We start from the raw sequence: 19,731 nt of genomic DNA, 5'->3' as shown, positions 1-19,731 counted from the left end.
ACAAACCCGGCCGTTTTCCTCACGCAGGCGATTCCCCCGCCACGGGCGCACACCTGCGAAATTCGTCGCGATCACCTAAGCCTTTTCGCTGGAGCGAAAGGAGCCGCCTTTCATCTGACCTGTAGCAGGAAGCTGCGGGAGAAGCGGTTCCAGGATTGCAGTGATCCACCATCGCTTTTATGATTTGACGGGGTGGAAGGCAACCCCGATTTCGGATGCCGGCAAAAAGCAGTGCCGTAACGGAAGCACAGGCCTTAATCCTCAATGAAAAGGCTTGGTTAACCTTCTCTGGATACCAATCGTTAATCGAGTCTGCGGCCTGACCGGCATTTCGACCAACCACGCGGGCGCAAGGCGCCAAACCGGGAGCGACTGCAAAGAAATGGGACTGGCGGGCACCACAGACAAGGGCCATGGCCGTGCAGGCCGTTTCCTGCGCGCTGCCGGTGTGCTGTTGCTGCTGGCGCTTTGCCTTGCTTTTGCGCCGGTTTCACGCGCCGCCGATGCGCCACTCGGCGCCACCGCCTACAAGATGGCCGGCGACGCAACCAAGATGCGCATCGTCATCGATTTCGACCGCGAGCCCGACATCAAATGGTTCCTGCTGCGCGGCCCCAACCGGCTGGTCGTGGACCTGCCGCGCACCCGATTCGCCATTGGCGCGAAGGACGCCAAGGCCCGCGGCCTGGTCAAAGCGGTGCGTTATGGCGATCAGGGCGAGGGATCGCGGCTGATCCTGACCGGCAAGGGGCCGTTCTCGGTCGACAAGCTCGAGGTGCTCAAGAACGAGGACGGCGCAGGCTATCGCATCGCCATCGACGTGTCGGCAGCCTCCGACCGCGAGTTCGACGAAGCCCTTGCCAACCAGGCGCTGACCACCGGCTCGACCGTCTCCACCGACAAGGGCTCCAGGGTCGGCACAGGGCCGATCTCCAATCCCGGGCATCGCTTCACCATCGTCATCGATCCCGGCCATGGCGGCATCGACGGTGGCGCCGAAGGCCTCAACGGCACCATCGAGAAGAACGTGACGCTGGCCTTCGCCACCGAACTGCGCGACAAGCTCGCCGCCGTCGGCAACTACGACGTGTTCATGACGCGCGATTCCGACGAGTTCCTGCGGCTCGATGACCGCGTGCGCATCGCCCGTCAGCACGAGGCCGACCTTTTGATCTCGATCCATGCCGACACGATCAGCGTCAAGGGTATCAGAGGCGCCACCGTCTATACCGTCTCCGACAAAGCGTCCGATCCGCAAGCGCAGGCGCTTGCCGACCGTGAAAACCTCTCCGACCAGTTCGCCGGCATGGTGATCAAGGACGACAACAAGGAAGTCACCGACATACTGATCGACCTGATCCGCCGCGAGACGCATAATTTCTCGATGAGCTTTGCCCACACTCTGGTCGGCCAGTTGTCCACCAGCGTCGGCCTGATCAACAATCCGCAGCGTTCGGCCGGTTTCAAAGTGCTGAAAGCGCCCGATGTGCCGTCGGTGCTGGTGGAACTCGGCTATCTCTCCAACGCCAAGGATGAAGCGCAACTGCTCGACGCCGACTGGCGCGGCAAGGCGGCGGAGAGCATCACCAACGCCGTCGCCCTGTTTGCCTCCGCCAAGATGGGAACGGGAACCGGAGGCTGAGATGGTCGCCGCCGCCCACGACCGGAGGCAGCGTTGCACGACGACAACACCAGGCGCTTTTATTTCAGGTGGGGGATGCCTAAACCGGGCACTGCCGTATTTTGCCCACATGGTGGCGACATGGGTTTTCCATCACGGATCGGGACAGTTGCGAAGGCTTGCGCGAAAGGCGGCTTCGTCTAGGAAATTCCCGGACCTCGGACTGGAGCGGGCATGATTCGTCTTATCGGCTATTTCTTTGGTATCGGCACGACGCTGGCGCTTATCGTCGCCGCGGGCGTGGCGATATACATCAGCCATCTATCGAAAGACCTGCCCGACTACGAGGTTCTGGCCAAGTACGAGCCGCCAGTGACGACCCGCATCCATGCTTCCGACGGCTCGCTGATGGCCGAATATGCGCGCGAACGGCGGCTCTATCTACCGATCCAGGCGGTTCCGGACCGGGTCAAGGCGGCGTTCCTGTCGGCCGAGGACAAGAATTTCTACAACCATCCCGGCATCGACATCACCGGGCTTGGCCGCGCCATCTACGTCAACCTGCAGAATCTGGGTTCGGGCAGGCGCCAGGTCGGCGCCTCGACCATCACCCAGCAGGTGGCGAAGAACTTCCTCTTGTCCTCGGACCAGACCTACGAGCGCAAGATCAAGGAGATGATCCTGGCCTTCCGCATCGAGCAGGCTTATTCGAAGGACCGCATCCTTGAGCTCTATCTCAACGAAATCTTCTTCGGTTTCGGCGCCTATGGCGTTGCGGGCGCGGCACTGACCTATTTCGACAAGTCGGTCAACGAACTCACCGTCGCGGAAGCCGCTTATCTGGCGTCGCTGCCGAAGGGGCCCAACAACTACCATCCCTTCAAGCATGCCGACCGCGCCATCGAGCGCCGCAACTGGGTCATCGACCAGATGGTCGAGAACGGCTACGTGACGCGCGAGGAAGGCGACAAGGCCAAGGCCGAGCCGCTTGGCGTGACGCCGCGCCGCAATGGCTCCTATCTGTTTGCGGGTGAATATTTCACCGAGGAAGTGCGCCGCCAGATCATCTCGCGCTATGGCGAGAACGCGCTCTATGAGGGCGGCCTTTCGGTGCGCACGACGCTCGATCCGAAGATCCAGCTCATCGCCCGCAAGTCGATGCAGAACGGCTTGCTCAAATACGACACGCTGCGCGGCTATCGCGGACCGGTGACGCATATCGATGCTTCCGGCGACTGGGGCGTGGCGCTGGGCAACGTCAAGGGGCTGGAAGACGTGCCGGAATGGTCGCTTGCCGTCGTGCTCGACAGCTCGGCGACCGGCCTTTCCATCGGCCTGCAGCCGACGCGGCAGATATCAGGCGACATCGTCAAGGAACGCGTCGAAGGCGCCGTCAGCAAGGAAGACATGAGCTTTGCCATGCGCCATGTGGTCGATGGCAAGACGGTCAAGGCCAAGTCTCCGGCCGATGTACTGCAGCCCGGCGACGTCATCTTCGTGCAGAAGAACGAAGGGTCGGAAGGCGCCTACACGTTGCGCCAGGTGCCGGAAGTGGAGGGCGGCCTGATCGCCATGGATCCACATACCGGCCGCGTGCTGGCCATGGTCGGCGGCTTCTCCTATGCGCAGTCGGAGTTCAACCGCGCCACGCAGGCGATGCGCCAGCCGGGATCGTCCTTCAAGCCGATCGTCTATTCGGCCGCGCTCGACAATGGCTATACGCCGGCCTCGGTGATCATGGACGGACCGATCACCATCCAGAGCGGCACCACGACCTGGACGCCGAAGAACTATGACGGCACGGTGGCCGGTCCCGCGACCTTGCGTTCCGGCATCGAAAAGTCGCGGAATTTGATGACGGTGCGGCTCGCCAACGACATGGGCATGAAGCTGGTGGTGGAATATGCCGAGAGGTTCGGCGTCTACGACCATCTGGCGCCGTATCTGCCGATGGCGCTGGGTTCCGGCGAGACGACGGTGATGCGCATGGTGTCGGCCTATTCGATCATGGCCAATGGCGGCAAGTCGATCAAACCCTCGCTCATCGACCGCATCCAGGACCGCTACGGCAAGACCGTGTTCAAGCAGGACGAGCGCGGCTGCGAAGGTTGCAATGCGCCCGAATGGAACAACCAGCCCGAACCGGAACTGGTCGACAATTCCGAGCAGGTGCTCGATCCGATGACCGCCTACCAGATCACCTCGATGATGGAAGGCGTCGTCCAGCGCGGCACCGGCGCCACCATCGCCGAGCTTGGCCGCCACATCGCCGGCAAGACCGGAACGACCAATGACGAGAAAGACGCCTGGTTCATCGGCTATACGCCGAACCTCGTCGTCGGCCTCTACATGGGTTACGACACGCCACGCGGTCTCGGCCATGGCGCCACCGGCGGTGGTCTGGCGGCGCCTATCTTCAAGGACTTCATGCGCGTTGCGCTGGACGGCACGCCCAATGTCGACTTCAAGGTGCCGGAAGGCATGAACCTGGTCGCGATCAACCGCAAGACCGGCATGCGTGCCGCGTCGGGCGATCCCGGCACCATCATCGAAGCCTTCAAGCCCGGCACCGGCCCAGCCGACAGCTATTGGGTGATCGGCATGGGCGCCGACGGGTCCAACGGCGCCGGCGGACCGCTATCGCCGCAGGCTACGGAAGCCATCCAGGCACCCGGCGGCGGACTCTACTGACGACCTGATTTTTTACGTCGAGTGGGCTGGCTTGTTGAGCCGGCCCATTTCGCTTTACAGGCAGCAATGCCGTGCCTATGTATCGCGCCGACCCAAGCGCCACTTCAAAAACAGGACAGAACAACCAGCCATGCGCGCGGAAACGCAGAATATTGTCGACGAGATCAGGCAGGCGATCACCCTGCTGAGGAGGCATCTTTGACTGGGATCAGGCTATAAAGCGGCTTGAATACCTGAACGTGCGCGCCGAGGATTCCAGCCTCTGGAATGATCCGCTGGAAGCGCAAAAGCTGATGCGCGAGCGCCAGGGCCTCGAAGACGGGATCGCCGGCGTCAAAAGCCTGACTCAGGCGCTGGAAGACAATATCGGCCTGATCGAACTGGGTGAGGAAGAGGGCGACCAGAGCGTGATCGCCGAGGCGGAAGCAGCCCTCCGCTCGATGCAGGGCGAGGCCAAGGCCCGCCAGGTCGAGACGCTGCTGTCGGGCGAGGCCGACGCCAACGACACCTATCTCGAAGTCCATGCCGGCGCCGGCGGCACCGAGAGCCAGGACTGGGCCTCGATGCTTCTGCGCATGTACACGCGCTGGGCCGAGCGTCGCCGTTTCAAGGTCGAAGTGCTGGAAGTCCATGACGGCGAAGAGGCCGGCATCAAGTCCGCCACGCTCCTGATCAAGGGCCACAATGCCTATGGCTGGCTGAAGACCGAGTCGGGCGTTCATCGCCTGGTCCGCATTTCACCCTATGACAGCAATGCGCGCCGCCACACGTCCTTCTCCAGCGTCTGGGTCTACCCGGTCGTCGATGACAGGATCGAGATCGACGTCTCGGAATCCGATGTACGCATCGACACCTACCGCTCATCCGGTTCGGGCGGCCAGCACGTCAACACCACGGACTCGGCGGTTCGCATCACCCATATCGCCACCGGCATCGCGGTTGCCTGCCAGGCCGAACGCTCGCAGCACAAGAACAAGGCGAAGGCCTGGGAAATGCTGCGCTCGCGCCTTTACGAGGAAGAGCTGAAGAAGCGCGAAGCGGTGGCCAATGCCACAGAAGCGTCGAAGAGCGACATCGGCTGGGGTCACCAGATTCGTTCCTATGTGCTGCAGCCCTACCAGTTGGTGAAGGACCTGCGCACCGGCGTCGAGAGCACCAGCCCGTCGAGCGTGCTCGACGGCGACCTCGACGACTTCATGGAAGCCTCGTTGTCGCAGCGCATCGAGGGCGGTGCCGGTGAAGCCGTGGCCGACCTCGACTAGGATATGTTCATATTCAGCTGAGGCCGGCCTGCGAATGGATGATACCTGCGCTTCCGCCACTTTCTTGAATAAGAACATCCCTTGGCGGGGGAGCGAAGGAGGAACCATGACTCGCAGGCTCACCGGCAAATGCTTTTGCGGCACGGTTCAGTATGAAGTGGCGGACGAGTTCGTCTATGCCGCGATCTGCCATTGTTCGAACTGCCGGCGCACCACAGGTTCCGCCTTCAAGCCCTTCGCCGGCATCGAGCGCGAGAAACTTGCCCTTGCCGAAGGGCATCACGGGCTCATCCATTTCGGCGATGACAGCGGCCACGATGCGCATTGCAGCCGCTGCGGCTCGTTGCTGTATTCGCTGGTCCGCGACGGCGCCTATGTCCATGTCGCCATGGGCACGCTGGTCGACGATCCGACGATCCGGCCGACCGCGCACATCTTCGTCGGCTCCAAAGCGCCATGGTTCACCATCGCCGACGACTTGCCGCAATATGAAGGGCATGTGGTCGCCGGTCCAGGCGAAGTATAGGCTGGAACCACATACGGCCAATCCCGTTGTTTCGTTGCCCGTCTGCCGGGATTTGAGCCTGGCCTTGGATCTCGTCAGCGGTTGCAGATAGCGGCGTAGATGTGCGGCCTCGCGCAGCAACTTCTTGCGCCGGCCAAGGAATCAGCCCAGCATCCGAGGGCTGGAAGAGAAAAAGCATTTATGGCCGGACGCGGCATATCTGCGACCTGACGATCCGGCCACTGGGAAGACACGTTCCGGGAACGGGCAAGCGAAACGCTTGATGCTCGTTTGAAAGGAACGCTTCCATGTCTGCTGCCACTCTCCGATCGGCCAGAGCCGTTCAACCGGCTGGCCGACTCCTGTTTTCAATGTTCGTGACCCCGATCTTTGCCATCGCGATGCTTGCGATGGCGGTGCTGACCGCACCCGCCTTCGCCCATGACGCCAAGCCCACGGCGGCGAAGCCGCAAGGCTGGAGTTATCCCTTCGCCTGCTGTGCAAACTACGACTGCCGCACCACCCATACCGGCGAGGTGCTGGAAAAGCCGGAGGGCTATGTCATCGCCGGAACGGGGGAGGTCGTTCCGATGAGCGACAAGCGGGTCAAGGACTCACCCGACGGCGATTTCCACTGGTGCGCGCACCAGGCCGGCCTCGACGCAGGCAAGACGATCTGCCTGTTCGTGCCACCGCGTTCCTACTGAGTTCTGTTGGCAGTTCTCATCGGACCTTGGTGCTGAAGGCGCTTGCGTCAGACGGCAGCAGCGAGTGCTGAGGCGAAGTCGCGATACGGCCGCAGTGGGCGACCCAGAAGTGCCGTCAGGCGCTCGACGTCGCCGGTCTCGGGCAGCATCCCGTCGGTAAAGAAACGCTCGCCCATCAGGCGCATGTCGTAGGCCATCCAGGCGGGCAGGAACTGCTTGAGATTTTGCTCAAAACCCTCCGTATTGTCGCCGCTGTAGCTGATCGGACGGGCGAGTACGTCTGACCAGATTGCGGCAATGTCCGTCCCGGTCAGTGTCTGCGGACCGACGAGGTTGATCCTCTCGAACGCAAGCGGCTCCTTGGACTGTTCGCGACGCAGCAGCTCAAGGGCGGCGATCTCGGCGATATCGCGGGCGTCGATCATGGCGAGACCCTTGGGGCCGATCGGCATTGGGTAGGTGCCGTAGCCGGTGATGACGTCTTCGACCGTCAGATCGTTCTGGATGAAGTAGGCCGGGCGCAAGACCGTAGCTTTGAAGTCCATCTGCTCGATCATTCGCTCGACGCCGAACTTGCCCGCGAAATGCGGCACGTTCACATAGACGTCAGCGTGGATCACCGAGAGATAGACGATCCGCTCGATGCCGGCCGATCGGGCGACGTTCAAGGCGATCAAAGCCTGGGTGAATTCGTCCGGCACCACGGCGTTCAAGAGAAACAGCGTGGAAACGCCAGACATGGCTTTGCGCAGCGAATCGACATCGAGAAAGTCGCCTTGCGCGACGGATACGCCTGCCGGAAAACTGGCTTTCGACGGATCGCGCACGAGAGCACGCACATCGGCGCCGCGCTTGGCGAGCTGTTCGACGACTTGGCGGCCGATATTGCCTGTGGCGCCGGTAACGAGAATGGTCATGGATTTTCTCCTGTTGGGTTGCTTGACAGCCCCAATATGTGTGGCTCACAAAGAGCCCAGTAGACGGCAATTTTAGACACGTCGTCTCACTGGTGGGACAGTCATGGATCTTTTAGCCCTTGCCGATTTTAACCTCGTGGCTCGCCATGGCGGCTTCGGCAAAGCGGCAAGGTCCACCGGCCGACCCAAGGCAACGTTGTCCCGGCGCGTTGGCGAATTGGAAAGCAGTCTCGATCTGCGTCTGTTCGAACGGGGTGCGCGTAACCTGAAGCTGACCGAAGAAGGACGGGCGCTCTTCGAGCGGACGGGGGCGTTGCTTGCCGAGCTGGACGAGACGGCATCGGCGATTGCCTCGGGCGGTCAGAGACCCAAGGGCAGATTGCGGATCAGCGCGCCTTTGCATTTTTCGCAGACTGCAATGGGGAGGGTCGCTGCGGGATTTGCCCTGAGGTATCCTGAGGTGAGGCTTGAAGTGACCACCGAAGACCGGCATGTCGACATGATCGAGGAAGGCTACGATCTGGTAATCCGGGTCAATCCGGATCCCGATGAAAGCCTGGTCGGACGGGCGTTTCTCCGCGACCGCCTGGTCGTTGTCGCGAGCCCGGACCTTCCTCGCCCGGCCGATGGGCTCGCCGCTCCTGGCGTTGCGCGCGGGACAGGCGAGCGGCAAACATGGCAGGTGAAGACACCAGGTGGCTGGGCAACACTTAGAATCGAGCCGGTCCTCGCCTTGTCGACGCTCATCATGGTCCGCGATGCGGTGCGAGCCGGCGTCGGCGCAGGACGGCTTCCCATTTCGTTGGTGGCCCACGACCTGGCTGACGGCACACTGGTGAATTGGGGGGATATCGACGGCCCCGAAATTTCTCTATGGACGCTCTACCCCTCGCGGCGGCTGCTCAGCGCGCGCGTGTCGGCGTTCCTGGATTTTCTGAAACAGGCTTTCCCAAACGGGACGCCGGACGAACTGGCCGCCTATATCGGCAGGTGACGACAATTGGGAGGTGACGACGGGCCCGCTTTAGCCAGAGCGCCGGTCGGCTCGGTCGACCGGAGCCTGCTGACAGACAGTTGTCAGGAGCCTTCCTTTATGGTGCCTTGCCGCATGGGTGGCGGGCAACGGAGAGGAAGGCTTTTCATGACCATCAAGGCCAGCTGTCATTGCAAGGCGACGACGTTCGAGGTTTCGGAGGCGCCCGAGACGGTAACACAATGCACCTGCTCGTTCTGCTCCAAGCGCGGTTCGCTGTGGGCTTACTACGTTCCGTCGCAATTCAAGCTCACCAGCTCGCCGGAAAACGTTTCCTTCTATCAATGGGGATCGAAGACCGTCAAACACGGGTTTTGCGCCATTTGCGGCTGCGGCACCTTCACCGAAACGCCGGACTGGTCGACCGGCAAACCGGACTTCGACAATCCCAAGATATCAGTCAATTCGCGGCTGTTCGATGATTTCGACCTCGACAAGGTCGAAGTGGTCGTCATTGACGGCAAGAACCTCTGGTAGGCCAGCGCCAACCGCCGAAGCGGAAGAGTGGCGCGAGCGGGGAAAAGCCGCTTTCGCCGCTCGGTTTTTCGCCGCATTTCATGTTACAAGACCGGAGAAGGGCTTATATGCGCGAGCCGCAAAGGCCGCGATTTGGAGAGGGACGATCCTTATGAAAAAGACTGTGCTCGTCGCCGTTGCGACGGCTGTGCTGGTGAGTGCCTGCACCACGACCGATCCGTACACCGGCGAGCAGAAGGTTTCGAACACCGCAGCCGGCGCCGGCCTTGGTGCCCTGGCGGGTGCGGGCCTCGGCCTGCTTGCCGGCGGCAATGACCGCCGCAACGCGCTGATCGGCGCCGGTATCGGCGCGCTGGCCGGCGGCGCCATCGGCGCGACCATGGACCAGAACGAGGCTGAACTGCGCCGCCAACTCGAAGGCACCGGCGTCAGCGTCACCCGCACCGGCGACCAGATCATCCTCAACATGCCGTCCGACATTACTTTCAACGTCGACCAGGATGCGGTGAAGCCCGGCTTCTACCAGGTGCTGAACTCGGTTGCGCTGGTGCTGAAGAAGTTCAAGCAGACCACGGTCGACGTGTTCGGCCATACCGATTCGACCGGTGGCGACGAACACAATTTCGATCTGTCGCAGCGCCGTGCATTGGCGGTCGCCAACTATCTCTCGGGCCAAGGTGTCGATTCGCGCCGCTTCGCCGTCACCGGTTTCGGCAAGACCCGTCCGATCGCGTCCAATGGAACGGCGGCCGGCCGTGCGCAGAACCGGCGCGTCGAGATCCAGCTTTCGCCGCTGACCTGAATTGTTCGGCATCGAAATGCGAAGGCGGCCCCCGCAAGGGGCCGCTTTCTTTTTGGGCTCCTGTGGTCCGCCAAAAGGTCTAATGCATTAGAGATTTCTAATAATCCCTTTCCGGAGACCTTTGAAGGGATTAGCATTGGCGCGGTTCCAGAGGGGATGGGGCGATACAAACGGCCGCGCAGTCACTTAGTCGGCCCCGGTCCTGCACGGCCAGATAAGGAAATCTGGGAGGAATGCATGACAAGAACAGCTCGTCTTGGGCGCTGCGGCGTCCTCATTTTGACAGGTCTGGCCTCAGCTTGGTGCGCAGCCGCCACGGCTCGAGCCGAGGACGCCAACAAAGCCGACATCGAAGCTTTGAAGAAATCGCTCGCCAAATATGAGGACTACACGGTCGCCGTCCGCGACCTTTATCTGTCGACTGTCGGGTGTGTCTATTACAGCGGGGACAGGATCGAGGGCGCAATGGACTATCCGAAGGGCGCTATGGGCATCCATTTCGTCAACGTCCCGAGTGTCGGTCAGAAACTCGATCCGATGCGCCCCAATGTGCTGATCTACGAGCCGACCAAGAAAGGCTTGAGATTGGTTGGCGTGGAATGGCTGGTGCCCCTGACGCCAGACACCAAGGAACCTCCAAAACTATTTGGCCAGACCTTCATGGGACCGATGGAAGGGCACTATCCGCTCATTCCGAGGGAGTTCGTCCACTACGACCTTCATGCTTGGCTGTTCAGAGACAATCCGAACGGCATGTTCAGTCCGACCAACCCGAACGTGAAATGCAGCAAGGCAGAGTTTCCGATGCTGGAAAAACCGACCAAGATGATGCCCGGCCCGATGTGACGGACGGGCCAGGATAGGAGCGTACCAAGAGTGCAAGCTGGCCGGCTGCATTTGAGAGCGCTCGGGATCAGGCTCGGACGACGATCGGCATGAGGGCCGGCGCGCATGAAGGCTGCCCGCTTGAAGACGGGTATCTGGTCGCGGAAGCCGACAATGGCGCTGCGAGCCGTCAGTCGAAGGTAAAAGCGGCCCGCAAGGGCCGTTTTTGTTTGGCATGTCGGACTCTGTAATCAAGGCCTACGAGGTCGGCTGATCGACAATTGCCGCAACGATACGGCGCACGATCGGCAAGACCAGCAGCAGACTTGGAAAGCCCACTAGCCATGATGCTCCCCATGCATACGGCCAGGTCGCCACGAAACCGGTTGTCCAGCCCGCATTGATCAGCGTCGCTACCGCGGAAACAATGCACGACATCAGGATGGAAAGTACGAATGGCATTACCAGCACATTGTAAGAGGCCGGTAGCTTCCTCGATTTCAAAACCTTGTGGGATGACGGTCGCATCAAATATCACCTTCTCGAAGAGTGGAAGTATGCGCGGCTGGGCGCAGTCAGGCGGCCTGCGCCATTTGCTGGGCAAGGTTTCGAATAAAGCCGCGCAACGAACGCGGTTCGCGGCCCAGGGCGGCGCGCAATGTCAGACTGTTCCCACCAAGGCCATAGTGGGCGTAGTGGGCGTATATTTTGGCCAGCACCTGCATTTGGCGCTCATTGTAGGGAAGGCGTGCCTCGGCCGCCCACTCGCCAAATGTCGGCTCACCAGAAGAGATGGGTCGGCCAAGTTCCTCACTCATCATCGCAACGATGTCTTCCCGGCTGTGCATGCCGTCAGCGCACAGATCGAGGGTCGCGTAGGACAATCGCGCTTCGGTTAGGGCGATCGCCGCCACCTCAGCGACATCGCGGTAGTCGACGCGGGCCAGCTTCGCCGTCTTTGGAAACGGTTCCGAGAAAACACCATGTGTTCAACGACGGACGGCCAGGCCGCTGCGAGGTTCTGCATGAAATTGGCAGGGTGCAGAATCGTATATTCCATCGTTGTCGAGTAGAGAGCAGCCTCGACAGGCACCTTGCTGGCATGGTTCTTCAGTCGCGTATTGGTAGGCTGGATCACCGACGAGAAGACGAACTTTCGAACTCCTGCTCGCGTGGCGGCCTCAACCATGGCAACGCCCATGGCTGCTTCATCGGGAGCAAAAGCCGGCCCAATGTGAAAGACGCCGTCGACGCCCTCGACCGCCCTTTCGAGGCTCTGACGATTTCGCAAATCTCCTGTCGCTACCTCGGATGCCCCCAGCTTCCGGGCCTTTTCGGCATTCGCAGGGTCGCGAACGAGCGCTCGAACATTGGCATTGCGGCGGACAAGTTCAGGCACGACAAGTCCCGCAACTCGGCCTGTGGCACCAACAACCAGAACAGTTGGATTGGCTACTTGCATGACGATTCCCTTCCATCAAGCCTGTCCTCGCGGGACAACTTGCAGAGAGGTACGACGTCGCACTTGTCGTTACAATTACCCGTTTTTGCGATATATTATGTCGAAGATCGGGAGAATACATGAGCCGGATGGACGATTTCGAGGCTTTCATCGCGATCGTCGAGCATGGAAGTCTGACGACGGCCGCACATCGGCTGAACCGCTCGCTGCAGTCGGTCAGCCGGTCCCTGGCGGTACTGGAGCAATCAGTCGGCGTCGAGTTGATCCACAGGACAACGCGTCGCTCGACACCGAGTGAAGTCGGAGCAGCCTTTTTCAACCGGATCAAACCCGCTGTCGACGAAATAAACGACGCAAAACTTCAGGCGATCAATCGACGATCGGAGCCGGCAGGCGTCCTGCGCATCGGGGCGCCGGTTCTGTTTGGCCCAAACGTCCTGATGCCTGTCATCGCGGAATACATGCGGACATATCCCCGGGTCGAGGTCGATCTTCAACTTTCCGATGGATTTGCCGATCTTGGCGCCGAAGGTCTCGACCTGGCAATACGCATCGGCGATTTGCCGGATTCCAACTTGAAAGCCAAACGCCTGGGGGCGTTGCGGCGCGTTGCGTTCGGCGCGCCTTCCTATTTCGCGCGGTGCGGCCGGCCGGCCCATCCCTTCCAGCTGAGTGAGCACAGTTGCATCATCAGAACCGCTAACGAGCGTCCAGGTGAATGGACGTTTCAGATCGACGGGAAACCCCGGACCGTGAAGGTCGCAGGCGCTTTTCGCTCCAATCTGATGACCTCGGTCTATGCCGCCGCAATCCACGGACTGGGTTTGGGCTTCTCGCCTCTGTGGCAGATAAGACATTTGGTCGACGACGGTCTCGTCGAACTGGTTTTGACGGAATTCGAGCCGGCACCGGTGCCGATCCATGCCTTGTGGCAGGAAGGCCGGTCATCTTCGGCCAAGGTTCGGGCATTTCTGGATTTATTGGCATCCCGCCTGGAACTGAAAAGCCTGTAGCATCGACGGGCTATTTAAGCCCTCCAGGCCGGAAGCGATCGGGTAGATCGAGCCTGTCTTGCGATTACCGCGCATGGCGCCGACTGATCCTGGAGCGGGCTCCAGATCTCACATCCCCGTCGCGTCCAGGCAAGCCGCGCGTCCTCGGGACGCCGCGGCTCATGGGATCAGACCTTGGCGACGATCTTCATGAAGGCCGGCATGTCGTCGCCGAAGCCGACGGTGCCGTCATTGTCTTCACCGCGGTTGTTGCCGCGGGCAGGGCGGCTGTTGCCGCTGGCGCGCTGCGGCCTTGTGTCGCCGCGTTCCGGGGCGCGGTTCTCGTTGTTGCGGTCGGAGACCTTGCGATCGCTGTTTTCGGAGCGGATCGCTTCCTTGCGCTGATGCCGTTCGCCGATGTCGGCGACCGCGGCCTCGGCTACCATCGGCTGTTCCTCGCGTGCGGTATCTGCCGCCGTCGCGTCGTCGCTGCGCTTGGCATGGCGTTCGCGCGGCTTGCGCTCGCCACCGTCCTTGCGATCATGGGGCTTGCGGTCCTCGTCCTTGCGGCCGGCGCGGCGCGGAGCGCCACGGCCACGGCGGGGCGCTTCGTCCTCGCCGCCTTCGCTGGCGACCACGGTCGACAGGTCGCCGTCATGCCACTCGATCTTGTTGCCGATCAGCCGCTCGATGGCGTCGATGTATTTGGTGTCGGACTTGGTGGCGATGGTGAAGGATTTGCCCGAGCGTCCGGCGCGGCCGGTGCGGCCGATGCGGTGGACATAGTCTTCGGCGTGGATCGGCACGTCGTAGTTGAAGACGTGGCTGACGTCGGGAATGTCGAGGCCGCGCGCGGCGACGTCGGACGCCACGAGATAGCGCAATTTGCCATCGCGGAAATTGGCCAGCATCTGCATGCGGGCGCGCTGGTCCATGTCGCCATGCAGGGCGCCGGCGTCGAAGTCATACTTCAACAGCGAGCGGAACAGCTCCGCGACCTCGACCTTGCGGTTGCAGAAAATGATAGCGTTCTTCAGCTCGGCGTCTTCGGCCTTTATCAGATTGCGTAGCGTCTCGCGCTTGTCCCACGGCTTGGAGCCGGACTTGACCAGGCGCTGGATGATGTTGGTGGCAGCGGATGCCGCCTTGGACACCTCGACGCGCACCGGCGCATGCAGGAATTTCTCGGTGAGCTTGGTGATCTCCGGCGGCATGGTCGCTGAGAAGAACAGCGTCTGCCTGGTGAACGGGATCATCTCGCAGATGCGCTCGATGTCGGGGATGAAGCCCATGTCCAGCATGCGGTCGGCCTCGTCGATGACGAGGATCTCGACGCCGTTGAGCAACAGCTTGCCGCGCTCGCGGTGATCGAGCAGACGGCCGGGCGTGGCGATCAGCACGTCGGCGCCGCGCTCCAGCTTCTTGTCCTGCTCGTCGAAGGAGACGCCGCCGATCAGCAGCGCGATGTTGAGCTTGTGGTTCTTGCCGTATCTGATGAAATTCTCTTCGACCTGCGCGGCGAGCTCGCGCGTCGGCTCGAGGATCAGCGTGCGCGGCATGCGGGCACGGGCCCTGCCTTTTTCGAGGCGGGTCAGCATCGGCAGCACGAAGGAAGCCGTCTTGCCGGTGCCGGTCTGTGCTATGCCCAGAATATCCTTGCCGAGCAAGGCATGCGGGATGGCGCCAGCCTGGATCGGCGTCGGCACGGTGTAGCCCGCATCGGTGACTGCGGAAAGGACCTTGGGCGACAGGCCGAGGTCTGAAAAGGTCAACGCTTCTAGAGCGGTCGTGGTGTCTGAGGACAAGAGTTGCTGTCTTTGGCTGGTTCGGGGAAGCGCAACGGCATCCGTCGCGGCAAGCACAGCGTGCCTGCAAGATTGGTATTGCGATTAGGCGCAAGCCCGCGATTTGTCAACAGAAACGGGCGGGATTGGCACGATTGTGAAAACGTAAGCTTAATCGCGATGCTTAATTAGGTAGTCACTCTTTGCGCCGGCTCAATAGCGAAACTGCTCGGCGAGAATGCGTTCGTTCCACGAATGGTTGGGATCAAACAGCAGCGTTGCCGTCGCAGTCGGCGATTCGCGGACCGTTACGGAAGCCACCGCCTTGACCTCGGTGTGGTCGGCGGCGGTGTTCACCGGGCGCTTTTCCGACTCCAGAATATCGAAGCGTACGGTCGCCTTGTTTGACAACAAGGCACCCCGCCAACGGCGCGGCCGGAACGGGCTGACCGGGGTCAGCGCGAGCAACGGCGCATCCAGCGGCAGGATCGGCCCGTGCGCCGAAAGATTGTACGCGGTGGAGCCGGCCGGCGTCGCGATCATCACGCCGTCGCAGTTCAGTTCCTCGATGCGGACCTGGTCGTCGACGGTGATGCGGATCTTTGCCGTCTGGTAGGACTGACGCCACAGCGCCACCTCGTTGATGGCGAGTGCCGAAACCGTCTCGCCCTCATGCGTCAACGCCAGCATTTCCAGCGGGCGGATCGTTTCGGCGACGGCGGCCGCGATGCGCTCGGTGAGGCCCCCGACGCGGTACTCGTTCATCAGGAAGCCGATGGTGCCACGGTTCATGCCGTAGACCTTCTTTCCCGTGCTCATCGTGTCGCGCAAGGTCTGCAGCAGGAAGCCGTCGCCACCCAGCGCCACCACCACCTGGGCGTCGTCGAAGGATGCCTGGCCATAGCGGGCCGACAGGCTCTCCATCGCCGCCTTGGCATCGGCAGTGTCGGAGGAGACGAAGGCGAGATTGGCTTTGCTCATGACATTCCGATGGCGGTCGGCCGATGGCGGTCGGCGGCGGTTGCGTGGGGTAGCATGGGCAAGCGCATCTGCAAAGGGAGGCATCGTCCGGCGCAGTTGCGGCCGCGGCGAAACGAAATCGGCGGCTCGCGCTTCATGTCGCCGGAACGGCGAATGTGATGGTTAAGAGCGAGCTTAAACACTCGTAAAGCCTGATCGATCATGTTAGCCGACAGAGGATGGGTGGCTGGGGGGCTAGCCAGTCGAGACCTGTCTATTGCCGGTGACACGCCTGATTATCGTCTTCCTTGTGATGGGAAGTTTCGCCCTTCTCTTTGCGGAGCTTGTGCGGCAGTCCGAAGACATGAGCTCCAGGCCGATGGCCTCACGCTGCGGCGACGCCGGCGTGCCATGCCCGCAAAACGCGTTGTAGGCTGAAGCCAATCTGCCAACGACGATCCGTCGCCTACTGCGCGATAATCCTCAGATTGGCGTTGCCGTAGAATGTGTAGGCGAGATAGGTCGGATCGCCGGTCTGGTAGAATTCTCTGCGGACATCCTGCAGGATCTCGGCCAGATAGACCGGCCCGTCCTTGATCCGCGTGCTGATGCCGCCATAGAAATCGGTCGAGAAGGCCGCTGCCGCGCGGTCGGTCAGTGGCCACATGCCGCCGATGAAGCCGGAAGCGCCGCCCGCCAGCACTGCCGGACCCCAGCCCTGCACGAAGCCGCCGAGCATCTGCGAACGGCCGGTGTCGCAGGCGTTGAAGAAGTAGAACGGATTGCCCTTGCCATGCGCGGTCGCGACCAGCGCGGCCCATGTATCGGGGTCGAGCGACTGATCGACGAGATCGATGGCAAAGACCGGCCGGCCGCTGCTCGGCTGGTTGACCTCGCCATGGCCGGAGAAATGAATGAAACCGGTCGAGACTTCGCCGACCAGTTTCTCGAAAGAGATGAAATCGCCATCGAAGCGGCGGTAGCCGGCAAGCTTGCTCAGTGCCGCGATCTCGTCCTGCTGAAAGCGCAGCGAGCGCTTGTCGACATAGGAGGGCGCGACGGCCGCGACGCCGGTGAAGGTCATGCGGTCGAGCGGGTTGTCGACCTGTGAGGCACTGCTGCGCGGAGCCCAGCGGGCCAGCCGGTAGCCCATGCCGAGAAAACCGTCGGCTATAGCGCCGTCGACGCTGCGCGGGCGGATCAATTCCCAGGGCAGCGTCGGGCTGTTCGAGGTGATCTGGATCGAATGGAGTTCGCCTTTGCCGCGCAGCGACCAGAACACGTCCTTGAACGGTTTCGGCACATAGTCGCGGTAGAGCGCATCGCCAAAACCTTCGGCGGCGAGCGTGACAAAGCGCTTTTGCGCCCCCGTATCGCTGCTTGCGGCAGGCTGCTGCAGCGAAACGGCGCCGCGCAGGCTCAATCCGAGCTGCAGCAGGCGGCGGTATTCGGAGTCCAGCCATGCCGCCATCTCAGGTGGCGTCGAGAACGTATCGGTCACCGGACCGGCCAGATGCGGCGAATGGATGATGATCTGCCCCGAACCCAGCCCGCTCGGATCGTCATAGAGGATGGTCACGTCGAGATCGGGGACGTCATCGCCGGCTGCGCCGCCGAGCGTCACATTGCCAGTTACCGCCGGCTGCGGCGCCGCTGCGGCCAGCATCAGCATGGCAGGTGCTGCGGAGCGTTCGGCTGTGGCGCTCAGAGCGGCTGCCTCGACAGGCGCGGTGCGGCGAATGATAACCGACCGCGATGCCGATCCCAGGAACCTCCCGGCGCTGTAGATGCGCGCGATGAACTGGGCCGGCTTGCTGTCCTTGGCGATCGGCCGCGCCTTGACGTCGAAGCGGACGAAGTCGCTGTCGCCCTGGCGGTAGAGCGTCGTCCGTCGGCTCCATTTGCCGCCGTCAGCGAGATCGAAGCCGGAGGCGAACAGATCGATATCGATCGGCCATTGCTCGGTTCCCGCCGGCATCGCCATGGCCAGGGCGCCATCTTCCGTCACCGACGAGCCCGGCGCTGCCTTCACCTTCACTTCGGGCGTGAATTGCTCTTCGGTAAGGGCGATCGAAACGGTCACCGTCTCGCCGGCGACAATCTCATCCGGCGCATCGATGGTTGGATGGCGCACCACCTCGACAGCGCCCGTCTCGGGTTGTGGAAGGGCGCCGCCGGAAGGAGGGCTTTGCGCCTGGTCGATGGGCGGCGGCGCTGGTTTCGGTGGCGCCTGCGCCTCCGGCGGACTTTCGGCGCCGGTCGCGGGTGGCGGGGCCGATGTCATGCCGTCCTCAGGGGGGATCCCTGCCTTATCGGGGGGCGGTTCGGCGCCGGTGGCTCCGCCATCCTGCGGATAGGTCCCGCCGAGATTGTTCTGGGCAGCGGCCGCAGCTGCGTCTTCAAGACGTTGCTTTTCCTCTTCGTATCGTTGCCGAGCCTGCTCTTCCTGCAATTGGCGCTGCTGTTCCTGGCGTTTGTATTCCTCGTAGAGCGCCGCCTCCTTGGCGCTGTCGCCCATCGCGGCATCGGGACTGCCGGAGCCCGGGGCAACGTCCATGGGGTAGGGCTCCTGACCGCTGCCATCGGCGTAGTCGCTGCCATCAGGCTCCCAACCGCCACTCCCGGAGATGTAGCCGCCGCTCGCCATCGCCGGCGGTGCCGGTTCCGGTACAAGCGGCAGCGCCGGTGACGCGCCGGCCACCTGGTCCGGCGTCAGCACAAAGGCAGCGTCTGCCGAGCGGCCATATGCCATCCATGGCCACTGGGCGCCTGACGTTTTGTCGATAGTGGTTTGCCTGACCGAGGCGAGGATGATGGCTATGTCCGCGCCGCGCTTGACCAGCGCAGCGGTGAGCGCATCGGCAAATACGGTGACGGGGCGGGCTTCGTCCAGTGCAACGGTTCCGGGTTTGGCCGACAGAGCGACGATGGCGTGGGTGAGGGGATCGACCGCCGCCAGACCCTGCATCACGCCGGAAGTAGGGTTGTGGCCATCGCCGGGATTGTCGAGCAGAACCACCTTCAATGTCGGGGTTGCCTCGAGCGCCTGCATGAACAGATCGAGGGGCAATGCCGTCTGGTCGACCGTTTCCTTTGAATCGATCCGGGTGCCGCGCGTCAGTAAATAGTTCCTGCCGTTGGCCTGCGCGGTGTGGCCGACATAGTAGAAGATGCCGACGGAGTCCGGATTGGCCAGGGATTGGGCGAAATCATGCATGGCGCGCGCGACATCGGCGCGGTCGCCATCCGACACCTGCCGGACGGTGAAGCCAAGCGATCGTAGTGTCGCTGCAACGAGTTCGGCACTGAGGTCGGCGTTGGCGATTGCCGGTGAGCCCTCAGAGGCCGGATTGGCGACAACCAGCGCTATCCGCTCTTCGCCGCGCGCAGCGGAGAAGAGCGCCATGGTCATCAGCAGCACGACCGCCAGAAAAAGGCGCATGACCGTGATCCAAGCCCTGCAGGCTGCGGCGCTCACGCCACGGCTTGCCCCAATTCATCAATGGCCCAACCTTGACCATATCATGTCGGCTTCGCCGGCGCACTGCCGGTGCCGATGATGCAGTTGTGTCGCTAAAAGATATTGACTGTATGTTTAGTAATTAATACCGTTGCCCGAGATACCGAGTTGGTCAGCCGGCATTCGCCGGTGAATGATCACCAGGACGAAGGGAACTTAGGGACTCGAGGCGC

At 62.2% G+C, this 19,731-nt stretch carries 17 protein-coding genes; 10 read left to right on the top strand and 7 right to left on the bottom strand.

The features are described 5' to 3' along the window. Positions 1–382 precede the first annotated feature (382 nt). The 5 genes from X756_RS152285 (at position 383) to X756_RS152305 (ending at position 6,786) form a co-directional block, all read left to right on the top strand. A complete protein-coding gene (locus X756_RS152285) occupies positions 383–1,642 on the top strand; it encodes an N-acetylmuramoyl-L-alanine amidase (RefSeq protein ID WP_023688387.1) in 1,260 nt (419 codons plus the stop codon). Between the two features lie 213 nt (positions 1,643–1,855). Continuing rightward, positions 1,856–4,312 (top strand): penicillin-binding protein 1A, encoded by a 2,457-nt coding sequence (locus X756_RS152290; RefSeq protein WP_023667477.1) that lies wholly within the window; start codon positions 1,856–1,858, stop codon positions 4,310–4,312. Between the two features lie 130 nt (positions 4,313–4,442). After that, positions 4,443–5,574 (top strand): peptide chain release factor 2 gene (gene prfB / locus X756_RS152295; protein ID WP_155922402.1). Its coding sequence is split into 2 segments (ribosomal slippage): positions 4,443–4,508 and positions 4,510–5,574, totalling 1,131 coding nucleotides; the frame shifts between segments, so codons are not numbered across the junction. A gap of 106 nt (positions 5,575–5,680) precedes the next feature. Beyond that, the gene (locus X756_RS152300) at positions 5,681–6,100 is read left to right on the top strand and encodes a GFA family protein (protein ID WP_023667475.1); all 420 of its coding nucleotides are present in this window, start codon (positions 5,681–5,683) and stop codon (positions 6,098–6,100) included. Between the two features lie 287 nt (positions 6,101–6,387). Continuing rightward, positions 6,388–6,786: a hypothetical protein gene (locus tag X756_RS152305; protein WP_023729805.1), complete on the top strand. Its 399-nt coding sequence runs from the start codon at positions 6,388–6,390 to the stop codon at positions 6,784–6,786. 47 nt (positions 6,787–6,833) lie between these two features. On the opposite strand, the gene X756_RS152310 is transcribed toward X756_RS152305, so the two are convergent. Then, positions 6,834–7,703: an NmrA/HSCARG family protein gene (locus tag X756_RS152310; protein WP_023729804.1), complete on the bottom strand. Its 870-nt coding sequence runs from the start codon at positions 7,701–7,703 to the stop codon at positions 6,834–6,836. 103 nt (positions 7,704–7,806) lie between these two features. On the opposite strand from X756_RS152310, the gene X756_RS152315 reads away from it, so the two are divergent. The 4 genes from X756_RS152315 to X756_RS152330 all read left to right on the top strand — a co-directional run bounded on the left by X756_RS152315 (position 7,807) and on the right by X756_RS152330 (position 10,861). Further along, positions 7,807–8,697 carry a LysR family transcriptional regulator gene (locus X756_RS152315; protein WP_023729803.1) on the top strand — a complete coding sequence of 297 codons (891 nt, stop codon included), beginning with the start codon at positions 7,807–7,809 and terminating at the stop codon, positions 8,695–8,697. Between the two features lie 147 nt (positions 8,698–8,844). Beyond that, entirely contained in the window at positions 8,845–9,213 is a 369-nt protein-coding gene (locus X756_RS152320; RefSeq protein WP_023729802.1) for a GFA family protein, read from the top strand. A 151-nt stretch (positions 9,214–9,364) separates the two neighbouring features. Further along, the gene (locus tag X756_RS152325; RefSeq protein ID WP_023667470.1) at positions 9,365–10,015 is read left to right on the top strand and encodes an OmpA family lipoprotein; all 651 of its coding nucleotides are present in this window, start codon (positions 9,365–9,367) and stop codon (positions 10,013–10,015) included. A gap of 237 nt (positions 10,016–10,252) precedes the next feature. Beyond that, entirely contained in the window at positions 10,253–10,861 is a 609-nt protein-coding gene (locus X756_RS152330) for a hypothetical protein (RefSeq protein ID WP_023702468.1), read from the top strand. Between the two features lie 237 nt (positions 10,862–11,098). On the opposite strand, the gene X756_RS152335 is transcribed toward X756_RS152330, so the two are convergent. Genes X756_RS152335 through X756_RS1000000169835 form a run of 3 tightly spaced genes read right to left on the bottom strand, consistent with a single transcriptional unit; the run spans position 11,099 to position 12,302 of the window. After that, positions 11,099–11,368 carry a DUF2798 domain-containing protein gene (locus X756_RS152335; protein WP_023729801.1) on the bottom strand — a complete coding sequence of 90 codons (270 nt, stop codon included), beginning with the start codon at positions 11,366–11,368 and terminating at the stop codon, positions 11,099–11,101. A gap of 47 nt (positions 11,369–11,415) precedes the next feature. Further along, positions 11,416–11,754, bottom strand: coding sequence for a hypothetical protein (locus X756_RS1000000169840; protein ID WP_245264502.1), 339 nt, complete (start codon positions 11,752–11,754; stop codon positions 11,416–11,418). Then, a complete protein-coding gene (locus X756_RS1000000169835) occupies positions 11,736–12,302 on the bottom strand; it encodes an NmrA family NAD(P)-binding protein (RefSeq protein ID WP_245264501.1) in 567 nt (188 codons plus the stop codon). Before X756_RS1000000169835 ends, X756_RS1000000169840 begins: the two co-directional genes overlap by 19 nt. A gap of 119 nt (positions 12,303–12,421) precedes the next feature. Here X756_RS1000000169835 and X756_RS152340 point away from each other — a divergent pair, with 119 nt between their 5' ends. Beyond that, entirely contained in the window at positions 12,422–13,315 is an 894-nt protein-coding gene (locus X756_RS152340) for a LysR family transcriptional regulator (protein ID WP_023729800.1), read from the top strand. A 167-nt stretch (positions 13,316–13,482) separates the two neighbouring features. On the opposite strand, the gene X756_RS152345 is transcribed toward X756_RS152340, so the two are convergent. The 3 genes from X756_RS152345 to X756_RS152355 form a co-directional block, all read right to left on the bottom strand. Next, complete coding sequence (locus tag X756_RS152345) at positions 13,483–15,099, bottom strand: DEAD/DEAH box helicase (protein ID WP_031238396.1); 1,617 nt, start codon at positions 15,097–15,099, stop codon at positions 13,483–13,485. A gap of 192 nt (positions 15,100–15,291) precedes the next feature. Continuing rightward, complete coding sequence (locus tag X756_RS152350) at positions 15,292–16,059, bottom strand: NAD kinase (RefSeq protein ID WP_023729798.1); 768 nt, start codon at positions 16,057–16,059, stop codon at positions 15,292–15,294. 445 nt (positions 16,060–16,504) lie between these two features. After that, positions 16,505–19,480, bottom strand: coding sequence for a caspase family protein (locus X756_RS152355; protein WP_156941364.1), 2,976 nt, complete (start codon positions 19,478–19,480; stop codon positions 16,505–16,507). Between the last annotated feature and the right edge of the window lie 251 nt (positions 19,481–19,731).

Origin of the sequence: Mesorhizobium sp. LNJC405B00 (assembly GCF_000502615.1) — a bacterium.
Taxonomy (GTDB): domain Bacteria; phylum Pseudomonadota; class Alphaproteobacteria; order Rhizobiales; family Rhizobiaceae; genus Mesorhizobium.
The sequence above is the reverse complement of the archived record's forward strand: the minus strand, read 5'-3'. Positions and strand labels throughout refer to the sequence as shown.